Origin of the sequence: Paenibacillus sp. JCM 10914 (assembly GCF_001315105.1) — a bacterium.
Lineage (GTDB): Bacteria > Bacillota > Bacilli > Paenibacillales > Paenibacillaceae > Paenibacillus_AQ.
This window is the reverse complement of sequence record NZ_BAZR01000002.1, coordinates 12,932-33,723: the sequence shown is the minus strand read 5'-3', so window position 1 is coordinate 33,723 and position 20,792 is coordinate 12,932. Positions and strand designations below refer to the sequence as shown.

General features: G+C 47.9%; 23 protein-coding genes and 1 pseudogene. All 24 read right to left on the bottom strand.

Annotated features, from left to right (window positions below; translation table 11 throughout):
• Positions 1-28: 28 nt before the first annotated feature.
• The 24 genes and pseudogenes from JCM10914_RS03530 to JCM10914_RS31640 all read right to left on the bottom strand — a co-directional run bounded on the left by JCM10914_RS03530 (position 29) and on the right by JCM10914_RS31640 (position 20,780).
• Positions 29-553, bottom strand: coding sequence for a flagellar biosynthetic protein FliO (locus JCM10914_RS03530; protein ID WP_036716949.1), 525 nt, complete (start codon positions 551-553; stop codon positions 29-31).
• Positions 554-565: 12 nt separating this feature from the next.
• On the bottom strand, positions 566-931 hold the full coding sequence (locus JCM10914_RS03525; RefSeq protein WP_023957499.1) for a response regulator: 366 nt from the start codon (positions 929-931) through the stop codon (positions 566-568).
• A 29-nt stretch (positions 932-960) separates the two neighbouring features.
• A complete protein-coding gene (gene fliY, locus JCM10914_RS03520) occupies positions 961-2,238 on the bottom strand; it encodes a flagellar motor switch phosphatase FliY (protein ID WP_023957497.1) in 1,278 nt (425 codons plus the stop codon).
• On the bottom strand, positions 2,228-3,226 hold the full coding sequence (gene fliM / locus JCM10914_RS03515; protein WP_023957495.1) for a flagellar motor switch protein FliM: 999 nt from the start codon (positions 3,224-3,226) through the stop codon (positions 2,228-2,230). Before fliM ends, fliY begins: the two co-directional genes overlap by 11 nt.
• A gap of 35 nt (positions 3,227-3,261) precedes the next feature.
• A complete protein-coding gene (locus JCM10914_RS03510; protein ID WP_023957493.1) occupies positions 3,262-3,723 on the bottom strand; it encodes a flagellar basal body-associated FliL family protein in 462 nt (153 codons plus the stop codon).
• On the bottom strand, positions 3,720-3,944 hold the full coding sequence (locus JCM10914_RS03505) for a flagellar FlbD family protein (protein ID WP_023957491.1): 225 nt from the start codon (positions 3,942-3,944) through the stop codon (positions 3,720-3,722). Before JCM10914_RS03505 ends, JCM10914_RS03510 begins: the two co-directional genes overlap by 4 nt.
• A gap of 50 nt (positions 3,945-3,994) precedes the next feature.
• Positions 3,995-4,819, bottom strand: coding sequence for a flagellar basal body rod protein FlgG (flgG, locus tag JCM10914_RS03500; RefSeq protein WP_023957489.1), 825 nt, complete (start codon positions 4,817-4,819; stop codon positions 3,995-3,997).
• A 75-nt stretch (positions 4,820-4,894) separates the two neighbouring features.
• Positions 4,895-5,284 carry a TIGR02530 family flagellar biosynthesis protein gene (locus tag JCM10914_RS03495; RefSeq protein ID WP_023957487.1) on the bottom strand — a complete coding sequence of 130 codons (390 nt, stop codon included), beginning with the start codon at positions 5,282-5,284 and terminating at the stop codon, positions 4,895-4,897.
• The gene (locus tag JCM10914_RS03490) at positions 5,281-5,844 is read right to left on the bottom strand and encodes a flagellar hook capping FlgD N-terminal domain-containing protein (RefSeq protein WP_023957485.1); all 564 of its coding nucleotides are present in this window, start codon (positions 5,842-5,844) and stop codon (positions 5,281-5,283) included. The genes JCM10914_RS03495 and JCM10914_RS03490 overlap by 4 nt, the downstream gene beginning before the upstream one ends.
• Positions 5,845-5,864: 20 nt before the next feature.
• On the bottom strand, positions 5,865-7,193 hold the full coding sequence (locus JCM10914_RS03485) for a flagellar hook-length control protein FliK (RefSeq protein WP_023957483.1): 1,329 nt from the start codon (positions 7,191-7,193) through the stop codon (positions 5,865-5,867).
• Positions 7,194-7,241: 48 nt separating this feature from the next.
• On the bottom strand, positions 7,242-8,174 hold the full coding sequence (locus JCM10914_RS03480) for a MotE family protein (protein WP_036716946.1): 933 nt from the start codon (positions 8,172-8,174) through the stop codon (positions 7,242-7,244).
• Between the two features lie 39 nt (positions 8,175-8,213).
• A complete protein-coding gene (fliJ, locus tag JCM10914_RS03475) occupies positions 8,214-8,657 on the bottom strand; it encodes a flagellar export protein FliJ (RefSeq protein WP_023957479.1) in 444 nt (147 codons plus the stop codon).
• An 8-nt stretch (positions 8,658-8,665) separates the two neighbouring features.
• Positions 8,666-9,985 carry a flagellar protein export ATPase FliI gene (gene fliI, locus JCM10914_RS03470; RefSeq protein WP_023957477.1) on the bottom strand — a complete coding sequence of 440 codons (1,320 nt, stop codon included), beginning with the start codon at positions 9,983-9,985 and terminating at the stop codon, positions 8,666-8,668.
• Complete coding sequence (locus JCM10914_RS03465) at positions 9,969-10,826, bottom strand: FliH/SctL family protein (RefSeq protein ID WP_023957475.1); 858 nt, start codon at positions 10,824-10,826, stop codon at positions 9,969-9,971. The genes fliI and JCM10914_RS03465 overlap by 17 nt, the downstream gene beginning before the upstream one ends.
• A complete protein-coding gene (fliG, locus tag JCM10914_RS03460; protein ID WP_036717038.1) occupies positions 10,819-11,835 on the bottom strand; it encodes a flagellar motor switch protein FliG in 1,017 nt (338 codons plus the stop codon). The genes JCM10914_RS03465 and fliG overlap by 8 nt, the downstream gene beginning before the upstream one ends.
• 11 nt (positions 11,836-11,846) lie before the next feature.
• Positions 11,847-13,427, bottom strand: a complete 1,581-nt coding sequence (fliF, locus tag JCM10914_RS03455) for a flagellar basal-body MS-ring/collar protein FliF (protein ID WP_023957472.1) — start codon at positions 13,425-13,427, stop codon at positions 11,847-11,849.
• Between the two features lie 32 nt (positions 13,428-13,459).
• The gene (gene fliE, locus JCM10914_RS03450; RefSeq protein ID WP_023957470.1) at positions 13,460-13,786 is read right to left on the bottom strand and encodes a flagellar hook-basal body complex protein FliE; all 327 of its coding nucleotides are present in this window, start codon (positions 13,784-13,786) and stop codon (positions 13,460-13,462) included.
• Between the two features lie 40 nt (positions 13,787-13,826).
• Positions 13,827-14,279: a flagellar basal body rod protein FlgC gene (gene flgC, locus JCM10914_RS03445; protein WP_023957468.1), complete on the bottom strand. Its 453-nt coding sequence runs from the start codon at positions 14,277-14,279 to the stop codon at positions 13,827-13,829.
• Positions 14,280-14,284: 5 nt separating this feature from the next.
• Positions 14,285-14,692: a flagellar basal body rod protein FlgB gene (gene flgB / locus JCM10914_RS03440; RefSeq protein WP_023957466.1), complete on the bottom strand. Its 408-nt coding sequence runs from the start codon at positions 14,690-14,692 to the stop codon at positions 14,285-14,287.
• 439 nt (positions 14,693-15,131) lie between these two features.
• Positions 15,132-16,541 (bottom strand): ATP-dependent protease ATPase subunit HslU, encoded by a 1,410-nt coding sequence (gene hslU / locus JCM10914_RS03430; RefSeq protein WP_023957464.1) that lies wholly within the window; start codon positions 16,539-16,541, stop codon positions 15,132-15,134.
• 46 nt (positions 16,542-16,587) lie between these two features.
• Positions 16,588-17,130: an ATP-dependent protease subunit HslV gene (gene hslV / locus JCM10914_RS03425; RefSeq protein WP_023957462.1), complete on the bottom strand. Its 543-nt coding sequence runs from the start codon at positions 17,128-17,130 to the stop codon at positions 16,588-16,590.
• A 20-nt stretch (positions 17,131-17,150) separates the two neighbouring features.
• Positions 17,151-18,478 (bottom strand): annotated as a pseudogene (gene trmFO / locus JCM10914_RS03420) (FADH(2)-oxidizing methylenetetrahydrofolate--tRNA-(uracil(54)-C(5))-methyltransferase TrmFO).
• Positions 18,479-18,499: 21 nt separating this feature from the next.
• Positions 18,500-20,599 carry a type I DNA topoisomerase gene (topA, locus tag JCM10914_RS03415; RefSeq protein ID WP_023957456.1) on the bottom strand — a complete coding sequence of 700 codons (2,100 nt, stop codon included), beginning with the start codon at positions 20,597-20,599 and terminating at the stop codon, positions 18,500-18,502.
• Between the two features lie 37 nt (positions 20,600-20,636).
• Positions 20,637-20,780 carry a hypothetical protein gene (locus JCM10914_RS31640; protein ID WP_370570218.1) on the bottom strand — a complete coding sequence of 48 codons (144 nt, stop codon included), beginning with the start codon at positions 20,778-20,780 and terminating at the stop codon, positions 20,637-20,639.
• Between the last annotated feature and the right edge of the window lie 12 nt (positions 20,781-20,792).

Below are 20,792 nucleotides of genomic sequence, written 5' to 3'. Positions count from 1 at the left end.
ATCGTGATAGCGTGCAAGACCTTTTTGTTCATGAATCCTTATGATCCTCCCGCAGCAATTCTTCGACCTTTTCTTTCCGGTTCGGTACGCTGCGCAGCTTGGATTCAAACACTTCATGGAATGAAGAGGTTTCCTCCAGTTCGATGTCCTCTGATGGTTTGTCTTTGCGGAGTTTTGCCGCCAGATTCGCGATAAATGGCGGCAGTGCCCCATTATGTATGCCAGAGTCCTGGTCGAATGCTGCCTGGATCAGCGCGACTTCAGCGGGATCAGAAATTTTATCTACTAGACGGACATCTTCGCCAACGCCAATCACATAGATACTGCCCCCGATTTCAACGAGCTGGAGCGATTTGTTAGGGCCCATCCCGACCGCACCAAGCGTTCGAATGGAGCGGCCCTGCATCCAGCTCTGATTCTTCTTGCCTAGGAAGCGAATCAGGAACACAATTAATGCAACAATGATGGCAAGAACGATAAATACATAAAATAATTGCAAATAATATCCGGCTGTACTACCAGTGTCTAATCCATCAGTAGTTGCTATTAACATAGGCTTTAATACCTATACGCCAAGCGTCTTGTTGATAGCTTCGATAACTCTGTCAGATTGGAACGGTTTAACGATGAAATCCTTCGCCCCTGCCTGAATCGCATCGATGACCATGGCCTGCTGACCCATAGCGGAACACATGATGACCTTTGCATTCGGATCTGTCTTTTTAATCTCTTTCAGTGCGGCAATACCATCCATCTCAGGCATTGTTATATCCATCGTAATCAAGTCAGGACGAAGCTCCTTAAATTTCTCAATCGCTTGCGCGCCATCCTGCGCTTCTCCTACAACCTCAAATCCGTTTTTGACCAAAATGTCACGGATCATCATTCTCATAAACGCAGCGTCATCCACAATCAGAATTCGGTTAGCCATTGATAAAAATCCTCCCTAAATGGTTTGTGCTATTGTAATTTTTGAATTCGGTCCCATTGGCTTACGATATCCGTAACACGTACACCAAAGTTCTCATCGATGACCACAACCTCACCCTTGGCGATTAATTTATGATTCACCAGGATGTCTACAGGTTCCCCGGCCAGCTTGTCAAGCTCAATGATTGAACCTTGTGACATTTCCAAGATATCCTTAATTTGCTTCTGAGTCCTTCCTAATTCTACGGTGACTTTAAGGGGAATGTCCATCAGTAAGTTCAGATTGTTTTCATCTACAGGGACAAAAGGCGCAGATTGAAGGTTCGCGAACTGCACAGGCTGTACATTTATGTTCCTGTTATTGGGCATTGCACCATATTGTTGCGGCTGGTGTTGACTTGGCATCTGCATCGGTTGCTGAGCATAAGGTGCGGAGTTATGCATAGGATCTCCCTGACCTGGTGCTTGCTGATTATACCCCTGCCCATAGTCATACCCATGACCTGCATCATTCGTGTAGGGCGGAATGCCCGACGTTGGCATCGATGCTGGCGATTCCTGAACCTGCGACGCAGTTTCTACTGTCGGAGCTGCTTCCTCTTTCGCTGGCTGCGGTTCATCTGTGCCATTGATAAGCATATGAACCATATCCTTGGAAAAAGTAACCGGAAGTAACTGCATAATCGTTGAATCAATCAGCTCTCCAATAATCAATCGGAACGAGATCTTAATGAGCGTCTCATCCTGTGGCAGGTTGCTGACTCCATCCCCGCTCTCCATGTTCAGAATATCGATCCCCGGAGGCGATATATTCACGAAACGGTTAAAGATCGTCGACATACTCGTTGCGGATGAGCCCATCATCTGATTCATAGCTTCCTGAACCGCACTAATATGAATTTCGTTCAATTCCTCTTCTACCGGGTTTCCTTCACCACCAAGCATCAGATCCGCGATCACTTGCGCATCACGTGTCTTGATGACCAGCGAATTAATTCCTTCAAAACCATCGACATACGTCACGTGAACCGCAACATGCGGCTTCGGGAACTCTTCCTGGAACTCGCTTCGCTTAATAATAGATACCTTAGGTGTCGTAATGTCTACTTTCTTGCCAAGCAGGGTCGACAATGCTGTTGCTGCGCTGCCAAATGTAATATTGCCAATCTCGCCTAGTGCGTCCTGCTCCAATGGCGTTAATATATCATCGACCGTCACCGCCGAAGGAGTTGGGGCTGATGAAGCCATTTCCGACTGTTTCAACAAGGCGTCGATTTCTTCCTGAGATAAATAATCTTTACTCGTCAAATTCTTCAGCTCCTTCGATGATAATTTCATCGATTTGTACAGCAACCCGATCCTTAATCGTGCCGGGACTGCCAATAAATTTCAACCTGTCGCCAACTTTAATTGCAAGCCCGTCGTGCACAGGCTTGTTCAACGATATGACATCGCCAACGCTTAAACCCAAAAACTCGGATATCGTTAGCTGGGATACACCCAGTTCTGCCACAATCGGAAGGTTCGCCTTACTCACTCGCTGCTTGAGTGCATCTACCTCTTCCGGTACTCTTGCTTTCTTCTCTGAAATGAACCATTGATGTGCGGAAAGCTTGGACATGATCGGCTCCAGTACCACGTGCGGGATACAGAGATTGATCATCCCCGTGGTGTCACCGATCTTGGTACTGAGCGAGATGAGCGCTATCGTCTCATTCGGCGAAACGATCTGCATGAATTGCGGATTCGTCTCCAATGCTTCCAGCCTTGGTGAAATGTCCAGCACCGTCTTCCACGCCTCCTGGAGACTGTCAAAAGCACGACTGAAGATCCGTTCCATAATGATCGTCTCAATCTCGGTCATGGAGCTAATCGCAGACGGGGCAATGCCCGTACCACCGAGCAAACGATCCAGCATCGCATAAGCGACATTCGGGTGAACTTCAAGCACCATCCTGCCTACCAGCGGTTCAGCTTCAAAGATATTCAACACCGTCATTTTCGGAATCGAGCGAATGAATTCGTCATAAGGCAGTTGTTCGACTTGAACCACATTGATTTGCACAAAAGTACGTAATTGTGCCGAGAAATAAGTCGTTAAATATCGAGCGAAATTCTCATGGATCCGGGTCAAACTACGAATGTGATCCTTCGAGAAACGAAGGGCTCGCTTGAAATCATAAGAACGAATTTTCTTTTGCGTTTCTTCTTTCTTCAGTTCCTCAGCATCCATTTCTCCGGAAGAGAGCGCGGCCAGGAGGGCATCGATCTCATTCTGCGATAAAACATCAACCATCTACTCACCCCCTTACAGATACTCCGATACACTGTCTATATTTCATTGACCATGATTTCCGTAATTTCGATTTGAAGCAATTGTCCCGAAGTGAGAGACTTATTGATCAAATTGTTAAGCTTAGCTATAAACTGTTCACGGCCTTTCGAATCGTTAAGCAGTTCAGGCTTCGTATCGGCCAACGTCTTAATGATAATTGGCTTGATTTTAATGTCTTTGATCGTGTCGAAATCTTCCTTTGCTTTTTTACTGCTTAGCTGAAATGCGAAAGATACCGTTGCGATATGATTTGGTTCAGCAAGATTCGTTCTGATACCCGCAATCTCCGAAGTTACCTTGACGATCTCTTTAGCTGATAATTTCGGCAGGTTAGATTCCCCGCCGGAGGCATGACTCTTCTCGTCAGCGAACGGTCCTGAGAGCAACGTAAGGATCGCTACCGTAATCAGCGTGATCGACAGCAAAATCGTTATTAACCAGGGGAGCATCTTTTTCATGAAGGTTCCTCCATTTGCTGCACTTTAATGGTGGCTTGATGGATGCCCACCTCATAATGATAAGCCTTGATGGCTGCGATGATTTCATTTGCACTTTCAAGCACAATCATTCGCTTCCCATTAATAAAAGTAATGTACGTATCCGGCGTTTCTTCAACCAGTTCAATCAACAGTGCATTTAGCCATAACTTAGAACCATTTATCCTCGTTACCGATATCATGACTGCCTCCTCGTTTAATCAAAGGAGGGGAAACCCCTCCTTATTCATCCTTATCGTTTCAGATTAACAACTTCCTGCAGTACTTCATCAGACGTTGTAATAATCCGGGAGTTAGCCTGGAAGCCGCGCTGTGCCACGATCATCTCGGAAAATTCGCCTGTAAGATCGACGTTGGACATTTCAAGCTGGCCGGCTATGATTGCTCCGGTCCCCGCTTCAGGATCGTTCGCCCCGAACATTACGGCTTCGATATCACCATCTTCGACCGCATTTAATGTCGCCCGGTACAAATTACCGCCAATCTTCTCAAGCCCTTCCGGATTCGGGATCTTAGCAATACCAATGATCGCACCCTCTTCTGTTGTACCGTCACTCATCTTCTGGATGATTGTACCGTTCTGAGCGATGGTAAACTGAGTTACGTCTTCATCGAGTTGAATGGGTTCACCAGCAGAATCCAAAACCAGGAATCCGTCTGAAGTCACCAAGTTACGTGCTACGTCTACGTGAAAATCACCGGCACGTGTCAGAAATGGTTGCTCCTGATCATCCGAAAGCTTGACCATGAAGAACCCATCTCCGTCGATTCTCAAATCCGTAGGATTGTTGGTCGTCATAGCACTTCCTGGTGTATGCAGCGTATCGATAGAACCAATCGACACCCCTAGACCGATCTGCTTGGCGTTAACACCGCCAGTAGGATCGTCTGTTCCTGGTGTTACACCAGACATGGTCTGGCTAAGAATATCTTTGAACATCACGCGTCCAGCTTTAAAACCAACGGTATTTACATTGGCAATGTTATTACCGATTACATCCAGCTTCGTCTGAAAGCCCCTCATTCCGGAAATACCGGAGTACATGGATCTTAACATCGTTCATCCTCCTCTTCTAAGTAGGCTGCTTCAATCGATCGGCAGCCTCCTGGCTTCCTGACGGGCCAGCCAGATTTACGAGATGATTACGGCACTGTCAATCTGTGTGAACACATTGTCCTTCATCGCTTTACCATCCATTGCGGTTACCACGGTGCGATTCGGAATATTTACGATGAGTGCCATATCCTTCATTAGAATTAATGATTCCTTGCTTCCTTTGGCTGCTGCCTTATCCACAGCACTCTGGATTTGAATCAATTGATCCGCCTTCAATTCGATCCCTCGCTGTTCAAGCCGCTTGGCTGCATGATTGCTGATCCTAAGCAGGTTCTCATTCAGCAGCTCTTGAAACTTGCCGGACGGAGGCTGGGCCTGAGTGTGAACGGACTTTCGTTCACCCTGAAGGGCGGCCGGATGAATCTTGCCGGGATATAAATGCCCGATCATCATGCGGTCACTCATGGTGTTGTGCCCCCAGTGGCGTCTTCTCCTTGTTCCGGATCATTCGCATCTGAATCCGAAGGTTCTGAATGATCTGGCTCTGGTTCAGTTGGACCAGGATCGGAAGGATCGTTTGTCTCTGGAACCGGATTCTCGATCTTCAATACTTGATCCAGCGACACTTCACTCTCACCGACCTTCGCATAGTGCACGCCGTCCCGAACGATAATGGAATCTACGATTCCCGTCTTCATCTGCGTATTCTCCGAGCCGTTATCAGGCTTGTACAACCAACTGATCTGCTTACCGATTAGGCTTGAAGCGGCACCAAGAGATTGGCTCATCGCCGTCAATTGCGTGTTAATGTTCATGAGCTGCTCGAGCGATGTAAACTGGGCCATCTGCGAGATAAATTCCCGGTCCTGCATCGGCTGGAGTGGATCTTGATGACGAAGTTGAGTGATCAAGATGCTAAGAAACTGGTCTTTGCCGAGTTCCTGGCTCTTCTCCCCTTTATTGCTGATGTTTCCCTTCGAATAATTCGGCCACATGTTATTCATGGATACGGGGTTGGTTGCCATTCCAATTCACCTCCTTGCAATTAGGCCTCCGCAGTAAATCTGCCGGTTTGCGTTAATTCTTCATCACCTTGATTCTCATCAATCCACTCATTCCATTCCTCAGTCAAGGCGGCTGCCAGAATGGCATCTTCGGACGGTCTGTCTTTCTCATTCGAGCGATGCTGTGATTGCTGCTGGCCAGAGCCTGGCTGTCTTCCATCCTGATACAACTGGGATGTTGACGACTGGCTGCTCTGTGTAACTTCAATCTTCTCGACTTGAAGCCCCTGTGCGATAAGTGCAGTTCGCAGAGTAGCAATCTGCTGATCAATCAATTCCTTGGCGTCTGTCGATTTCGTCATGAACTGCGCGATTAATTGTCCATTTTGCATACTCAATTTGATATCGACCTGTCCAAGATGCTGCGGATTCAACGAGATTCTAGCTTCTGTAAACCCTTGCTGCTTCACAATCTCGAACTTGTTGATAATAAATGAAGTCATTTCGTTAGAGAATTGTTCGACGGGTACAGGCGGTGCCGCAGGCTTCACGGTTACTTGTGTACCGGAACGCAATGCCAACTGTCCAGCTGTTACAGGCCCATGTTCCGGAGATATTTCGCCTTCACCCGTTGTAGCTTCCGTCGATAATGGGTCCGCATAGGTCAGCAATCGACCGCCTGGAAGGGTGCCTGCCGCCACAGCTGATTGTTGTGGAGCGCCCTGACCAGCTGACGAATTAGACGTACCAAGGATGCTGCTACTCTCCGTTTGTTGAGGGCTTAAGACGCTAGCAAAGCTGCCGGCTTTGTGAGTACCTGTGCCAGATCCGACCATGCTATGGAAGGATTGGACGAGTTGCTTAACCGCTGCTTCCGTATTCACATCTGCATTGCCTGGTTTAGATAGCACAGCCGCCAATTGGCTGACTGTATCCTGTACAGCAAACCGAATCGTATCTGCGCTTGATGCGAGTGAAGAGCCAACTGAAGCCTGATCTGTGCCGAGTGGTTGTGATCCATTCCCGCCGAGCAGCAAGTTCGCTTGTTGCAGCCATAATTGAATTTCTTGCAATAACGCCGGGTCTTCCTTCACAGCCTCATCCATCAAGTCTAATTCCTTAATCAACCCTTCAAGTAAGGCAACTAGACTTTCGAGTTCCTCGTTTGTTTCTGCTTGCAAACCTGAGAACATCGACTCTAAGCGGGCTGAGACTTCCTTGCCGGCTGTCGCATTCGTACTGCTCCCGCTCATCTGATAAGTCAGCGCGTTCTCAAACGAGGCGCCTTCTGCACCTTTGGATGCACTGCCCGCTTTACTTCCGCTACTGCTGCTTACGGAAGAAGTCATATTCTGTACCATCATGGTCATCGTTTCTTTTCACCTCCTTTCCCGTGATTGGCGATTTCACATTAGAGGCTATTTAGTTCCCATCAGGCGATTCAGAATTCTTGCAGCCGCCTCAGCATCCTTGGATGACATCGCGTTCAGTATCCGGGAACGCGTAGCGTCGTCTACGGAACGAAGAATTGTCATCGTTTTGGCCGGATTGATCTTGTATGTCTGCAGCAATAGTTCAGCCGCATTCGCTGGCGTCATGCCTGCAAAAGTTTGGTTTAACTGGCTCATATCCAGATTCTCAGTAGGTACCTTTGCTTGTTTTTCTGATTGATCCAGATCATTCCGGGATTTCAATGCAGCGCTAGCCATACTCTCGAACGTTTCGGCATCTTTCAGCTTCATCGTTGCTTCTGCGGCTATTTTGGGATCCATCTTCTGCAAAATAGCTCCGCGATTGCTGTTCTTCATTTGACTGAGCAGCAGCACCATTTCTTCCAGTGTCATATTTTGCATGATCGGTGCCGCTTTGCTTGGGCTCATATCCGAATACAGTTTGGCAAGGTCACGTACTTGCTTTGTGTACGTGTCTTCTTCCTCAACAACCCCAGCGTCAGGCTCTATTTGCATCATTTGAATCTGACTCTCCAGTTCAGTTACTCGGTTCTCTTGAGCTGATTTGAGCTCGGTTAATTCATTCAAGCTTTCATCCCGTTCAGCAAGTTGCTTCTTAAGCTCTACAATCGTCGCCTCAGCACTTTCCTCCTGCATCTTCGCCTCTTTCAATGCTTGCTCTTCTGGCGTCAATACCGGATCTGGAACCCAATTCTTAACGATTGGAATCTTATTGGCTACATCAAGCAAAGAATCTCTGACATCGGCCTTGAAAAATATAGCCAAAGCGCCCAGCAAGACGATCGTGAAGATGGCAGGCACCAAAATCAACAAAATCCGCTCATACCCTCCACTGGATTCTTCCTTGTCCAGCGGCATATCTTTTCGTGACACTTTCATTCCTCCCCCGCGGTCATAACCCAGCCGTATTTGGTCATCTTAACGGGCTTTGATCGCAAAACGCACCGTCGCAATCTCGTCCAGCTCGTTTTGTTCCCGAAGGAGACTTTCATGCCGGAACTTTTCTCTGGATTTGTCTCTTGCCTTCAGCCACACCTTCTCATCCAGCATCTTCTCGTTTAATGCTTGTTGTTTACTCGTAACGTTAACATGAGCGGTCCGAATATCTGCTCTCTTGCGCTCCATGCATTCCTCAAGATGCTGTGCGTACGCCTGAATGCTCCTGATTTCAGACACGGGAGTGCATCTTGCAGCGGCTTCCTGCTGAGCGGCGTACATCTGGTCCCGCTTCTGGTTGAGTTCTTGCAAACGGTTCTCTTCCGCTTGCAGCCGGCCAATTGCGCTGGATAACATCCACTCTGCCTGTGTCTTTTCATTACCTTTCAGATCCACGATTTTCTGGAATGCATAATGAAATTTCATTCTTCAGGTCATCTCCTTGAAAACTCTGAAATCAAACGATTCTGCACTTCGCTAAGCGTTGTCTTCTCGTTCACTTTTTGCTTGGTAAAATCCCATATTTGCTGGATATAGTCCATGGATTCATCGATTTCCGCATTCGAGCCATGTTGATATGCACCTATGTTGATTAGATCCTCGGAATCCTTGTAAACCGCCATCAAACGTTTGACATTCTCTGATGCTTCAATCTGATCCTCAGGAGCGATATCCTTCATCACTCGACTAATGCTGGCCAGAACATCGATGGCTGGAAAGTGACCTTTGTTGGCAATGTTCCGATTCAACACAATATGACCATCCAGAATCCCTCTGACTGCGTCTGCAATCGGTTCATTCATATCGTCTCCATCAACGAGGACAGTGTAAAACGCCGTGATCGAACCACTCGGACCGGTTCCTGCCCGCTCCAGCAGCTTGGGTAGACTCGCAAACACCGAGGGCGTATAACCTCGCATAGCGGGCGGTTCCCCAATCGCCAGCCCCACTTCCCGCTGTGCCATCGCATACCGAGTCACCGAATCCATCATCAGCATCACATTTAACCCGCGATCTCGAAAATACTCGGCGATCGTCGTTGCGATCAAAGCGCCTTTGATGCGAATGAGAGCAGGCTGGTCCGATGTCGCTACAATAACGACGGAACGCTTCAAACCTTCAGGTCCTAGATCCCGCTCAATGAAATCCATCACCTCACGGCCACGCTCTCCAATCAATGCGATCACATTGACATCAGCCGAAGTATTCCTGGCGATCATCCCCATCAACGTGCTTTTACCGACGCCGGATCCGGCAAAAATACCGACCCGTTGGCCTTTACCAATCGAGAGTAACCCATCAATCGCCCGTACCCCGATACTGATGGGCTCTTCCACTCGCGGACGATTCAGCGGATTTTGTGGAACGTTATGCGTTGAATAATGAGGCGTTCGAGCTGGTATGATGGAACCGTCCAAGGGTTGACCGAGACCATCCAGCACTTTCCCGAGGAGCTCTGAGCCTACCTGTACGCTCAGCGGCTTCCCCGTTCCCACAACATCACATCCGGGTCCGATGGAATGAAGTTCACCCAGCGGCATTAACAGCACTTTGTTGTCTCGAAAGCCTACGACCTCTGCCTGGAGCGGCTTGGACTGCTTGGTAGGGTAGATATAACACACGTCACCGATGCTGGCGTTTGGACCCTCAGACTCTACCATCAGACCGATGACTTGCGTAACCTTTCCGTTGATCCGAACTGGATCCAAATGTCGTAAATGATCCACGTAATGTGTACTATTCAGCTTCTTCATCTGGATGTCCCCGTTCTTCGTCATCAAGCGCAATTCGTACAAGCTCTTTCTTAATCTCGCTCAACTGGGTATCGATCCGCGCATCTACGCTTCCATATGCCGAGCGGATCACACATCCATGGTCTTTGACTGTAGAATCAGGCAAGATTTGCAGTTCAGCTTGAGAGTCGATCGAAAGCCCAAGTTCCTCGCGTGCAGCGTACACGAATTCGAATTGTTCTGGTGCAACACACAAGGAGATAACGCCTTTCTCCTTCTTGCGCGCCAAATTCTTACGGATCAGTTCCAATGTATATTCCGGTTCAATGCTGAGCTGTCGATCAAGCACTTTCTCTGCAATGCTGCAACTGAGTTCTACAAGGAAAGGTTCAGCTTCCTGAATCAGATCGCTCTTGGCCTGGTGCGCTAACCGCAGCAGTTCACTAGCCTCAGCTGTTGCTTGCTCTAACTTCTCCTTCATCTCCAGCTCCGCTTTGGATGAACCTTCAGCATATCCCTGATTATATCCTTGCATCTTCAGCGTCTCGGACAAGTCCTCATCCTGAAGTCTTCTTTCTTGCCACCATGCTTCGATCTGCGAATTGGCTTCGCTCAGCAGCCGCTCGGCCTCCTCGGATGCTTCGCGAATTTGCCTTTCAGCAAACTCCTGGGCATCTTGCAGCATTTCTTGTTTGATTCGTTCTGCTTCAGCGAGCGTGTGCACCGCGGCTGGCTCAGCTTGGACAAGCGGGCTCTCTTCTTCCGATTCCTCCGCAGCGGCTAAGGCGTAACGACGAGCAAGATCCAACTCTTTCAAGACATCCATCGGTTTATAGTGGGACGATTTGATCAAGTTAGACAATGATGTCATCTCCTCCTCCGCGAGCGATAATGACTTCGCCTGCTTCTTCGAGTCTGCGGATCGTGCTTACAATCCGAGTCTGAGCTTCTTCAACATCACGCAATCGAACTGGACCCATATATTCCATCTCTTCGCGGAACGTTTCCGCCATGCGTTTCGACATATTCCGGAAAATGACATCGCGTACTTCTTCACTGGCCACTTTAAGCGCCAATTGCAAGTCGGCATTCTCGACATCGCGGATGATTCTCTGAATGGACCGATTGTCCACGTTGACAATATCCTCGAATACGAACATCCGCTTCTTGATTTCTTCCGCGAGTTCCGGATCCTGAATTTCGAGCGAATCTAATATCGTGCGTTCTGTTCCCCTGTCTACACCGTTCAGAATCTGAACGATCGATTCAATCCCCCCGGCACTCGTGTAATCCTGAGTCACGGTTGCTGACAGTTTCTGCTCCAACACACGCTCTACCTGAGCTATGACTTCAGGAGAGGTGCTGTCCATAACAGCAACCCTCCGGGCAACCTCTGCCTGCTTCTCCTGTGGCAACGATGACAAGATGGCAGAAGCCTGCTCGAATTGCAGGTAAGAAAGTACGAGTGCGATCGTCTGGGAGTTCTCGTTCTGAATAAAATTAAGAATCTGGCTTGGATCTGCCTTACGAGCGAAATCAAACGGTCTCACTTGCAGCGTAGCGGTCAGACGATTGATGACTTCCATCGCCTTCTGTTGACCCAACGCCTTCTCCAAGATTTCTTTAGCGTAATTAATGCCGCCTTGTGAGATATATTCTTGTGCCAGGCATATCTGATGAAATTCTTGTATGATCGTATCCTTCTCGACACTGTCCACCTTACGAACATTAGCAATCTCGAGGGTAAGCTGTTCGATTTCTTCTTCTCGCAGATGCTTGAATATTTGAGCCGACACTTCTGGACCGAGGGTTATGAGTAATATCGCAGCCTTCTGACGTCCAGTTAACATTTGATTATTTCCTTTAGCCAACGCATCCACCTCTATTCCTCAGCTAGCCAAGTACGAAGCAAATTGACGAATTCGTCCGGCTTTTTCTTTGCCAAGGTTTCGAGTTGTTTACGAACCTGGCTTTCATTAGTTACACTCTCAAGATTAATCGATGGGAATTCCGTAGCTGGCGGAAGCTGCATATCCTCTTCATATTCTGCCTGCTGTTGTTTACGTCTACGGATGAAGAAGTAGGTTCCTCCTGCGATCAAAGCCAATGCCGCTAACCCGATGCCCCATAATAACGGTTGTGACAGCACCGTTCTTGGATTCGAATCGTTATTTACATTAAATACCTGTGAAATAACCGAAACTTTTCTGGTCAATTCAGCGTCTGTATATGTAGAGCCTGAATCCGCCAGTGACGCCCGAACTATATTGACTAGTATGTTCTCTATAGCAACCCGGGTAGCATCTTCTAACATTTGTTGGCCAGCAGGTGGTTCAACCGATACATTTATGGTTAAATCCTTTACAGTATATGGACTAGCTATGATATCCTTAGTGATTCGATTAACTTCATAGTTAACCGTTTTGGAGAGCTCTTCCGAGTTGCTTTCGCCGCTGCCGGAATCGCTAGGATATCCTGGAACAGCTTCCTCGCCTACACCGGTTACGCCACCGGTCGGGCTGCTTGTTCCTGAATAATTCTTTTGAATTTCCTGGACGCTGAGCTCGATCCCCTTCATTTCTTCTTCATCCACAGGGGTTACGATGTTTTCCTTGCTCTGCACCTGATCAAAGTTCAACTTGGATGCGACAAGCACGTTCACTTTGCTAGAACCCATGTATTGTGAGAGAAACTGCTGAACATTCGCTTTAACTTCATTCTCGAATTTTTTCTGAAGTGCGAAGTTTTCCTCGACTTTGCCGATTAATCCGCCTTGACCACCTTTGGCTGTAGCTAGCAGTTCCACTTCATCATTCGTTATGGTGATGTTCTCTAGCGGCAGATTCGGAATAGCTGTCTTGACCAGATTGTAGTAGCCGTCAATCACTTCTTGATTGGGGCGATAACCGGGTTTGAATCTTACGACAACTGAAGCACTTGCCTTATCTTCATTTCCATTCCTGGCAAAGACGCTTTCTTTGGGAAGATTCAACAACACCGTTGCATCCTGAACGCCCTGCATTCTCTCAAGCAGTCGTTCGACTTCGCCATTCAGTGCATTTACATACTTTACTTCGAATTCATTATCGGTCATACCAATCGCCGACGCGTTCTTCTCGAACGTTTCGAAACCGATGGTACCGTTCTGAACTAGGCCTTGAGACCCAACGTCGATTTGGACTCTGGCTGCACTCGTGCTCGGAACCAGTATGCTTCTTCCATCTTCGCTAAGCTTGTAAGAGATCCCCTGCGTCTCCAGATGATTAATGATCCCGGCCGCATCGCTGGAATTCAAATCCCGGAAGGCCACTTCATATTTCGTCTTTGAGAACTGCATGGTCAGCACAATAAGTGCAATCAATACAAACCCAATGGTCGATACGAGCATAATTTTTTGTTTGTTACTGAATTGGTTCCAATATTGGGTCATTCGCTCCCGATATTGGGCGATTCTCTCATTCACATTGTCACCCCATCCGAAACTTTGCTAGAAACTTAGATTTGCGTGCGCATGATCTCTTGATAGGCTTCTACCACTTTGTTTCGGACCTGCGTTGTGAGCTGAATGCTCAACAGAGCCTGTTGGGCGGATATCATCGCCTGATCTACGTTAACTTGTCCAATCATCAGTTTATCGCTCATCACATGTGCGTTCTGTTCCTGTGTCGCTACACTATTCAAGGCTTCGTTCAGATAAGAACTGAACTCCCGAATCGAATCAGAAGGTGTCGTTTCGGTGTTCACTTGCTGCTGCAATTGAATCGGTTGCACCCCTTGAACTCCCTGAGCGCCAGGGACGCTGAATATGGTATTGTTAATCATCTAACATGCCCTCCCACTAAATAATCGTATGTATACTATCTTATCTGCCAATCTCAAGTGCCTTCATGATCATGGCTTTCGATGCATTGATAGCGGTCACGTTCGCTTCATAAGAGCGAGTCGCCGCAAGCATGTCCACCATTTCCTTCGTAATATCCACGTTAGGCATAAAGACGTATCCTTCAGCGTTGGCATCCGGGTGGGTAGGGTTGTACACCTGCTTCAACGGTGATCGATCTTCGCGTATCGCTCCAACCTTCACACCTTGTGCTTCATTTGTCGTGCCATTCATCTGGGCGCGAAGCATTCCTTCGAAAGATTCCTGTTGCGGTTGAAACACAACCGTCTTTCTTCGGTATGGCACCGCTTGTCCGTTCTCGATACTTGCACGCGTCGTTTCCGCATTGGCGATATTCGAAGAAATCACGTCCATCCGAAGCCTTTGTGCCGTAAGAGCTGATGCGTTAATGGCGAAGCTGTTGCTAATGTTCATGATCCCTATCTCCCCTCGAGTGCGGTACGCATCATGCGTATTTGTTCATTTACTGCCTGTATGTATGAATTATAGCGAAGCTGGTTGTCGGCAAGCAGTGACATTTCTCTGTCTGCATCGACATTATTCTCGTTGTTATTCATGGAGCTGGTTCCATCGCGTAAGACAGAAGCCTCAGGAATGCCACCCGTGGATCCAATCACAAAATGTCTCGGGTCAGTCCTTCTGCCGCGAAGAGATAGCTGGGCACCATCCATTTCTTTTTTCAGAAGATTCTCGAAAGAGACTTCGGATCGCTTAAAATGAGGCGTATCCGCATTCGCGATATTGTTAGCAATCACCGTGTTTCTTAGATTTGACGCGTTCAAACCGCTTTGAAGCCGTTGAAACGAACCATTGTTCAACAGGTTCACTAGCACATTCCTCCTGACTGGACTTGCAAGAAGGTATTCCACTCTTCCTAGCTAAATCCTCTTTTTTCGACAAAGAATATAATCCGTACGCACTAACCTAGGTCTTAAGTAGAAAAAGACAATATGATGTCACATAAACTAAGTTTCTTAAAGATTGGGACTTTTTACAATAAGAAAAAAAGCCCTATCTTTTACCAAAAAGAAGGGCTTTGTATCCATTTTTATTCGGTTTTTTTCTATATTATTGAAAAACATCTCACTAAATTTGTTAATTTTCAGTCATCGTTCGACGAAGGGGTCCCGGTTTTAAAATCCCAAAATGCCATAAAACATGAAATCTGTCCCGATCCCCTTCTCGACACCTTCCAAGATGCGAAAGTTATTCGACATTAAATTGTCAAATTCATCGTTACGCAACCCACCAGCACATGGACCTATATTATAGGATATACTGGCTGAGGTCCCGGTCTTGGGCAATGCCTTCCAGTTTCTCCCTTACATATTGCGGAGTAATCACCATTCGGTCCAATGTTAACTCGGGTGCCTCGAACGAAAGATCCTCAAGCAGCTTCTCCAGAATTGTGTGAAGACGGCGAGCACCGATATTCTCGGTGTTCGTATTCACCGACGCAGCAATCTGCGCAATCTCACGAATAGCCTCAGGTGAGAACTCTACTTCTAATTCCTCCGTGCGCAGCAGATTGACATACTGCTTGGTCAGAGCGTTCTTCGGCTCCGTCAGAATGGACACGAAGTCATCCAGCGACAGATTGCTGAGTTCGACACGAATGGGAAAACGCCCCTGCAGCTCCGGAATCAAATCCGAAGGCTTGGCAATATGGAAGGCTCCTGCAGCGATAAACAGAACAAAATCGGTCTTAACGGGACCATACTTCGTCATAATCGTGGAACCTTCAACGATTGGCAATATATCACGCTGTACCCCTTCTCTGGATACGTCTGGTCCGGATTGACGACCTTGACTCGCAACCTTGTCAATCTCATCGATAAAGATTATTCCGGACTGCTCTGCCCGACGAATCGACTCCTGGATGACATCATCCATATCGATCAGCTTGCTCGCCTCTTCCTGAGTCAGAACTTTTCTTGCTTCCTTTACGGACAGCTTGCGTCGCTTCGTACGCTTAGGCATGAGATTTCCGAACATCTCCTGCATATTCATGCCCATCTGATCATTTCCTTGACCAGCAAACATGTCGAACATATTGGGAGCGGCGTCCTCGACATCGATTTCGATCGTCTCATCCTCAAGCTTGCCAGACAGCAAATTGAATCGCACCTGTCTGCGTTTTTCCTTAAGACTCACATCTTTCTCCTCGCTGGAATCCTCTTCTTGCTGCTGTTCTGTACCTTGGTTGCCACCGAAGAGCATCTCAAACGGATTGCGCTGGCTCTTCTGCCCCTTGGTTGAAGGAGCGAGCAGTTGCACAATTCGTTCGTTAGCCATGTCCTCAGCCTTATCCTTCACGCTTTCCGTTCGTTCCAGCTTAACCATGCGAATTGCCGTCTCCACAAGATCACGTACCATGGATTCCACGTCACGACCCACATAGCCGACTTCGGTAAACTTGGTTGCCTCGACTTTGACGAACGGAGCATTTACCAGTTTGGCAAGTCTGCGAGCAATCTCTGTTTTGCCGACACCCGTAGGGCCGATCATCAGAATGTTCTTCGGCACAATCTCATCGCGTTCATCATCCGAGAGCAGGCTGCGGCGATAGCGATTTCGCAGTGCAACGGCAACTGATTTCTTAGCTTCCTTCTGGCCCACAATATATTTATCCAATTCGGATACGATTTGTCTAGGCGTCATCGATTCTTTACTCATCGCAATACCTCCATCCTGATATGGCTATACGTCTCTCTAAGACACTTCACAGCTCTTCTACAACAATGTTATTGTTCGTGTACACGCACAGCTCAGAGGCGATTTGCAGTGCCTCTCTGGCGATGTCCTTCGCTTCCATGTGACCAGCATGACGTTTCATCGCACGGCCGGCGGATAGCGCAAAATTCCCTCCGGAACCGATCGCCAGTACATCATCATCCGGCTCTATGATTTCGCCACCGCCTGAAATAAGCAACATCCCGGATTTATCCATCACGATCATCAATGCTTCCAGTTTGCGCAGTACCCGATCTTGCCGCCAATCTTTCGCAAGTTCCACAGCAGCCCGCTGCAAATTTCCGTGATGCTCCTCCAGCTTACCTTCAAACTTCTCGAATAACGTAATCGCATCCGCCACAGAACCGGCAAAACCGGCGACAACTTGTCCCCGGTATAAACGGCGCACTTTCTTGGCGGTCTGCTTCATCACAACACTTTCACCGAACGTTACTTGGCCGTCGCCGGCAATTGCAGCTGTCCCGTTATGCCTTACAGCACATATCGTTGTGGCGTGAAAAGTCATTTCCATGATGGCGGACCTCCCTTAGGTTACAATATATTCAATTCATTGCAGTTAATAAACTCACGAACACCATCCAACGCTCGATTGGCCAGCATCTCATTCTTCTCTTGCTTATTGCGAATCCGCTTCTCAAGACTTGGCAAGAGACCGAAGTTCGCATTCATCGGCTGGAAATTATCCGGATTGGCATGGGTGATATAATAAGCCATACTTCCTATAGCGGATTCCTGTGGAAAGATGAATCCCTCTTGTCCCTGCGCCGCTCTTGCCGCGTTGATACCAGCAATCAATCCAGAGGCTGCTGATTCTACATAGCCTTCAACCCCGGTCATCTGACCAGCTAAGTACAGATTAGGACGGGTCTTGACTTGGTATGTCTGTTCAAGCAACTTCGGTGAATTTACAAACGTATTGCGGTGCATAACTCCGTAACGCACAATCTCGCGTTCTCAAGCCCTGGAATCATGGACAGAATGCGTTTTTGCTCTCCCCATTTCAGGTGTGTTTGAAAGCCGACCAGATTGTACAACGTACCCGCTGCATTGTCTTGACGCAGCTGCACGACGGCATGCGGCAACTCACCCGTATGCGGATTTACTAAGCCGACAGGCTTCATAGGTCCGAATAATGCGGTTTGCTTGCCTCGTTTCATCATCACCTCGATCGGCATGCAACCTTCGAAGTAGATTTCCTTCTCGAATTCCTTTAACTGAGCTACCTCAGCATGGATAAGGGCATCATAGAAAGCATCAAACTCTTCCTCCGTCATCGGACAATTCAGATAAGCAGCCTCACCTTTGTCATATCTTGACGCAAGGTAGACCTTGCTCATATCGATGGAATCCTTCTCCACAATCGGAGCCGCTGCGTCGTAAAAATAGAAATAATCTTCGCCCATCAACTCACGGATTTGCGCCGACAACGCCGGTGATGTGAGTGGTCCAGTTGCGATGACAACAATACCTTCTTCAGGTATATGCTGAATCTCTTCATTTACGACCTCAATCAGAGGATGCTGATGAAGAGTTTCCGTAATTTCGCCGGAGAATCCGTCGCGGTCTACGGCCAGTGCTCCACCCGCCGGCACGGAATTGCGATCGGCCGAGCCAATCACAAGTGAGTTCAGCATGCGCATCTCTTCCTTGAGAACACCTACTGCATTGGTTAGTCCGTTGGCACGTAAGGAATTGCTACATACCAGCTCAGCGAACTTGTCCGTATGATGAGCCGGAGTCTTCACAACCGGCCGCATCTCATATAGTGTAACGGGTACGCCACGGCTGGCAATCTGCCATGCAGCCTCGCTGCCCGCAAGCCCTGCTCCGATGACGGTAACCCTCTGTTGATCTGTCAATTACATTACCCCCAGTATGCCTTACAAATCTGCTGCTTCGTCCGGTTCCTCAACCATTTCAGAATGATCGCATGACGTACATTGAAGCTTAATTCCTTGCTTGCTCTTCTTCTCTACCATCAAACTGCTGCAATTCGGACAAGGCTTCAAGGATGGTTTATCCCATGACACGAAGTCGCATTCAGGATAACGATCGCATCCGAAGAATATACGTCCCTTCTTGCTGCGGCGTTCCACCACATGGCCTTCCTTACATTTCGGGCAAGCAACGCCAATGTCCTTAATAATCGGCTTGGTATTCCGGCAATCCGGGAATCCGGAACATGCCAGGAATTTACCGAAGCGCCCAAGCTTATAAACCAACGGCTTGCCACACTTCTCACAGATTTCATCAGACACTTCATCTTCAATCTCGATTTCTTTCATTTCTTCTTCAGCAACCTCAAGTCGCTTCTCGAAGGATTCATAGAATTCGGCCAGAACCTTAACCCAATCCTCAGAACCTTCCTCGACGTGGTCAAGGTCCTCTTCCATGTTAGCTGTAAATTCCACATTCAGAATTTCCGGGAAGAATTGCTCCATCTGCTCAATGACCAACTCACCGAGTTCAGTCGGCATGAACTTCTTCTCCTCGATCGCTACGTAACCCCGCTTCTGAATCGTCTCCAGTGTCGGAGCATACGTACTCGGACGCCCTATGCCAAGTTCCTCAAGCGTTCTGACCAGTCGCGCTTCCGTATAACGAGGTGGCGGCTGTGTGAAGTGCTGCTTCGGTTCAATATCCTGCTTATCCAGTTTATCTCCCTGATGAAGCTCTGGCAGATACTTATCTTCTTCTGTGGTCCCGTCGTCATTCCCTTCCACATACACCTTCATGAAGCCAGGAAAACGAACCTTCGAACCGGTTGCTCTAAAAACAGCCTTACCTGCTTCGATATCTACAGAAAGCGTATCCAGCACTGCTGATGACATCTGACTTGCCACGAAACGCTCCCAAATCAGTTTGTACAAACGCAACTGATCCCTGCTCACGAACGGTTTCATGGAATCAGGATCTCTCAGTATCGAGGTCGGACGAATCGCTTCGTGGGCATCCTGGGCGTTTGCTGATTTCTTCGAATATTGTCTCGGACTATCAGGTACGAACGATACACCATATTTCTCCGTAATGTATTCCTTGGCCTCATCCTGCGCCGTTCCAGATATTCGCGTCGAATCCGTACGCATATACGTAATCAGACCGACCGTGCCTTCTTTCCCAAGCTCTACACCTTCGTATAGCTGCTGGGCGACGGACATGGTCTTGGCAGCGCGGAAACCTAGCTTACGAGCAGCCTCTTGCTGTAATGAACTCGTTGTAAATGGTGCCGAAGGGTTGCGCAGGCGCTCCCTCTCTTTAACTTCACTTACGTTAAATGCAGCATCTCGAATAAATTCGAGTACTTCATTCACTTCCTGTTCATTGGTTAATTCCTTTTTCGCACCGTTCAGTTGCGTGAATTTGGCCTCAAACGCGGTTCCGTTGATCGCCAGCTTCGCAATAATCGTCCAATACTCTTCCGGTACAAATGCACTAATCTCATTCTCACGATCCAGAATAATCTTGACCGCCACCGACTGAACGCGCCCCGCCGAAAGTCCTTTTTTGACTTTCTTCCATAATAGGGGGCTGATCTTGTAACCAACCAGCCGGTCCAGAATACGTCTGGCCTGCTGTGCGTTGACCAGATCCATATTGATCTTTCGCGGCGTCTTGAAGGCATCCTTCACCGCCGATTTGGTTATTTCGTTAAACACAACCCGCAAACTTTGGGTATCGTCCAGTTCCAAGGCGTGCGCAAGATGCCACGCTATCGCTTCCCCTTCACGATCGGGGTCAGCTGCGAGGTACACTTTTTTCACCTTTTTGCTAGCATCCTTAAGTTCCTTTAAGACAGAACCTTTTCCGCGGATCGTAATGTATTTCGGATTGAAGTCATTCTCAACCTCAACCCCGATCTGGCTCTTCGGCAAATCGCGAATATGACCCATAGATGCTTTCACGATATATTTGCTGCCGAGATATTTGCCAATCGTTTTCGCCTTAGCAGGCGATTCTACGATGACGAGTGAATCCGCCACAGGTTCATCCTCCTCTCCAACATTCAAAACTTTCCCATTATATGATCTTATATATAGCACCGGGTAATTGGGTGATCTGTTTTTTTAAGATTAAAGATAACAGAACTGAATGTAAATGTCCAAAATCCCATCCTGTACGTTCCATTATTTCATCCAGTGACCCTTGTCCCTGTTCGAGCATATGGTATATTTG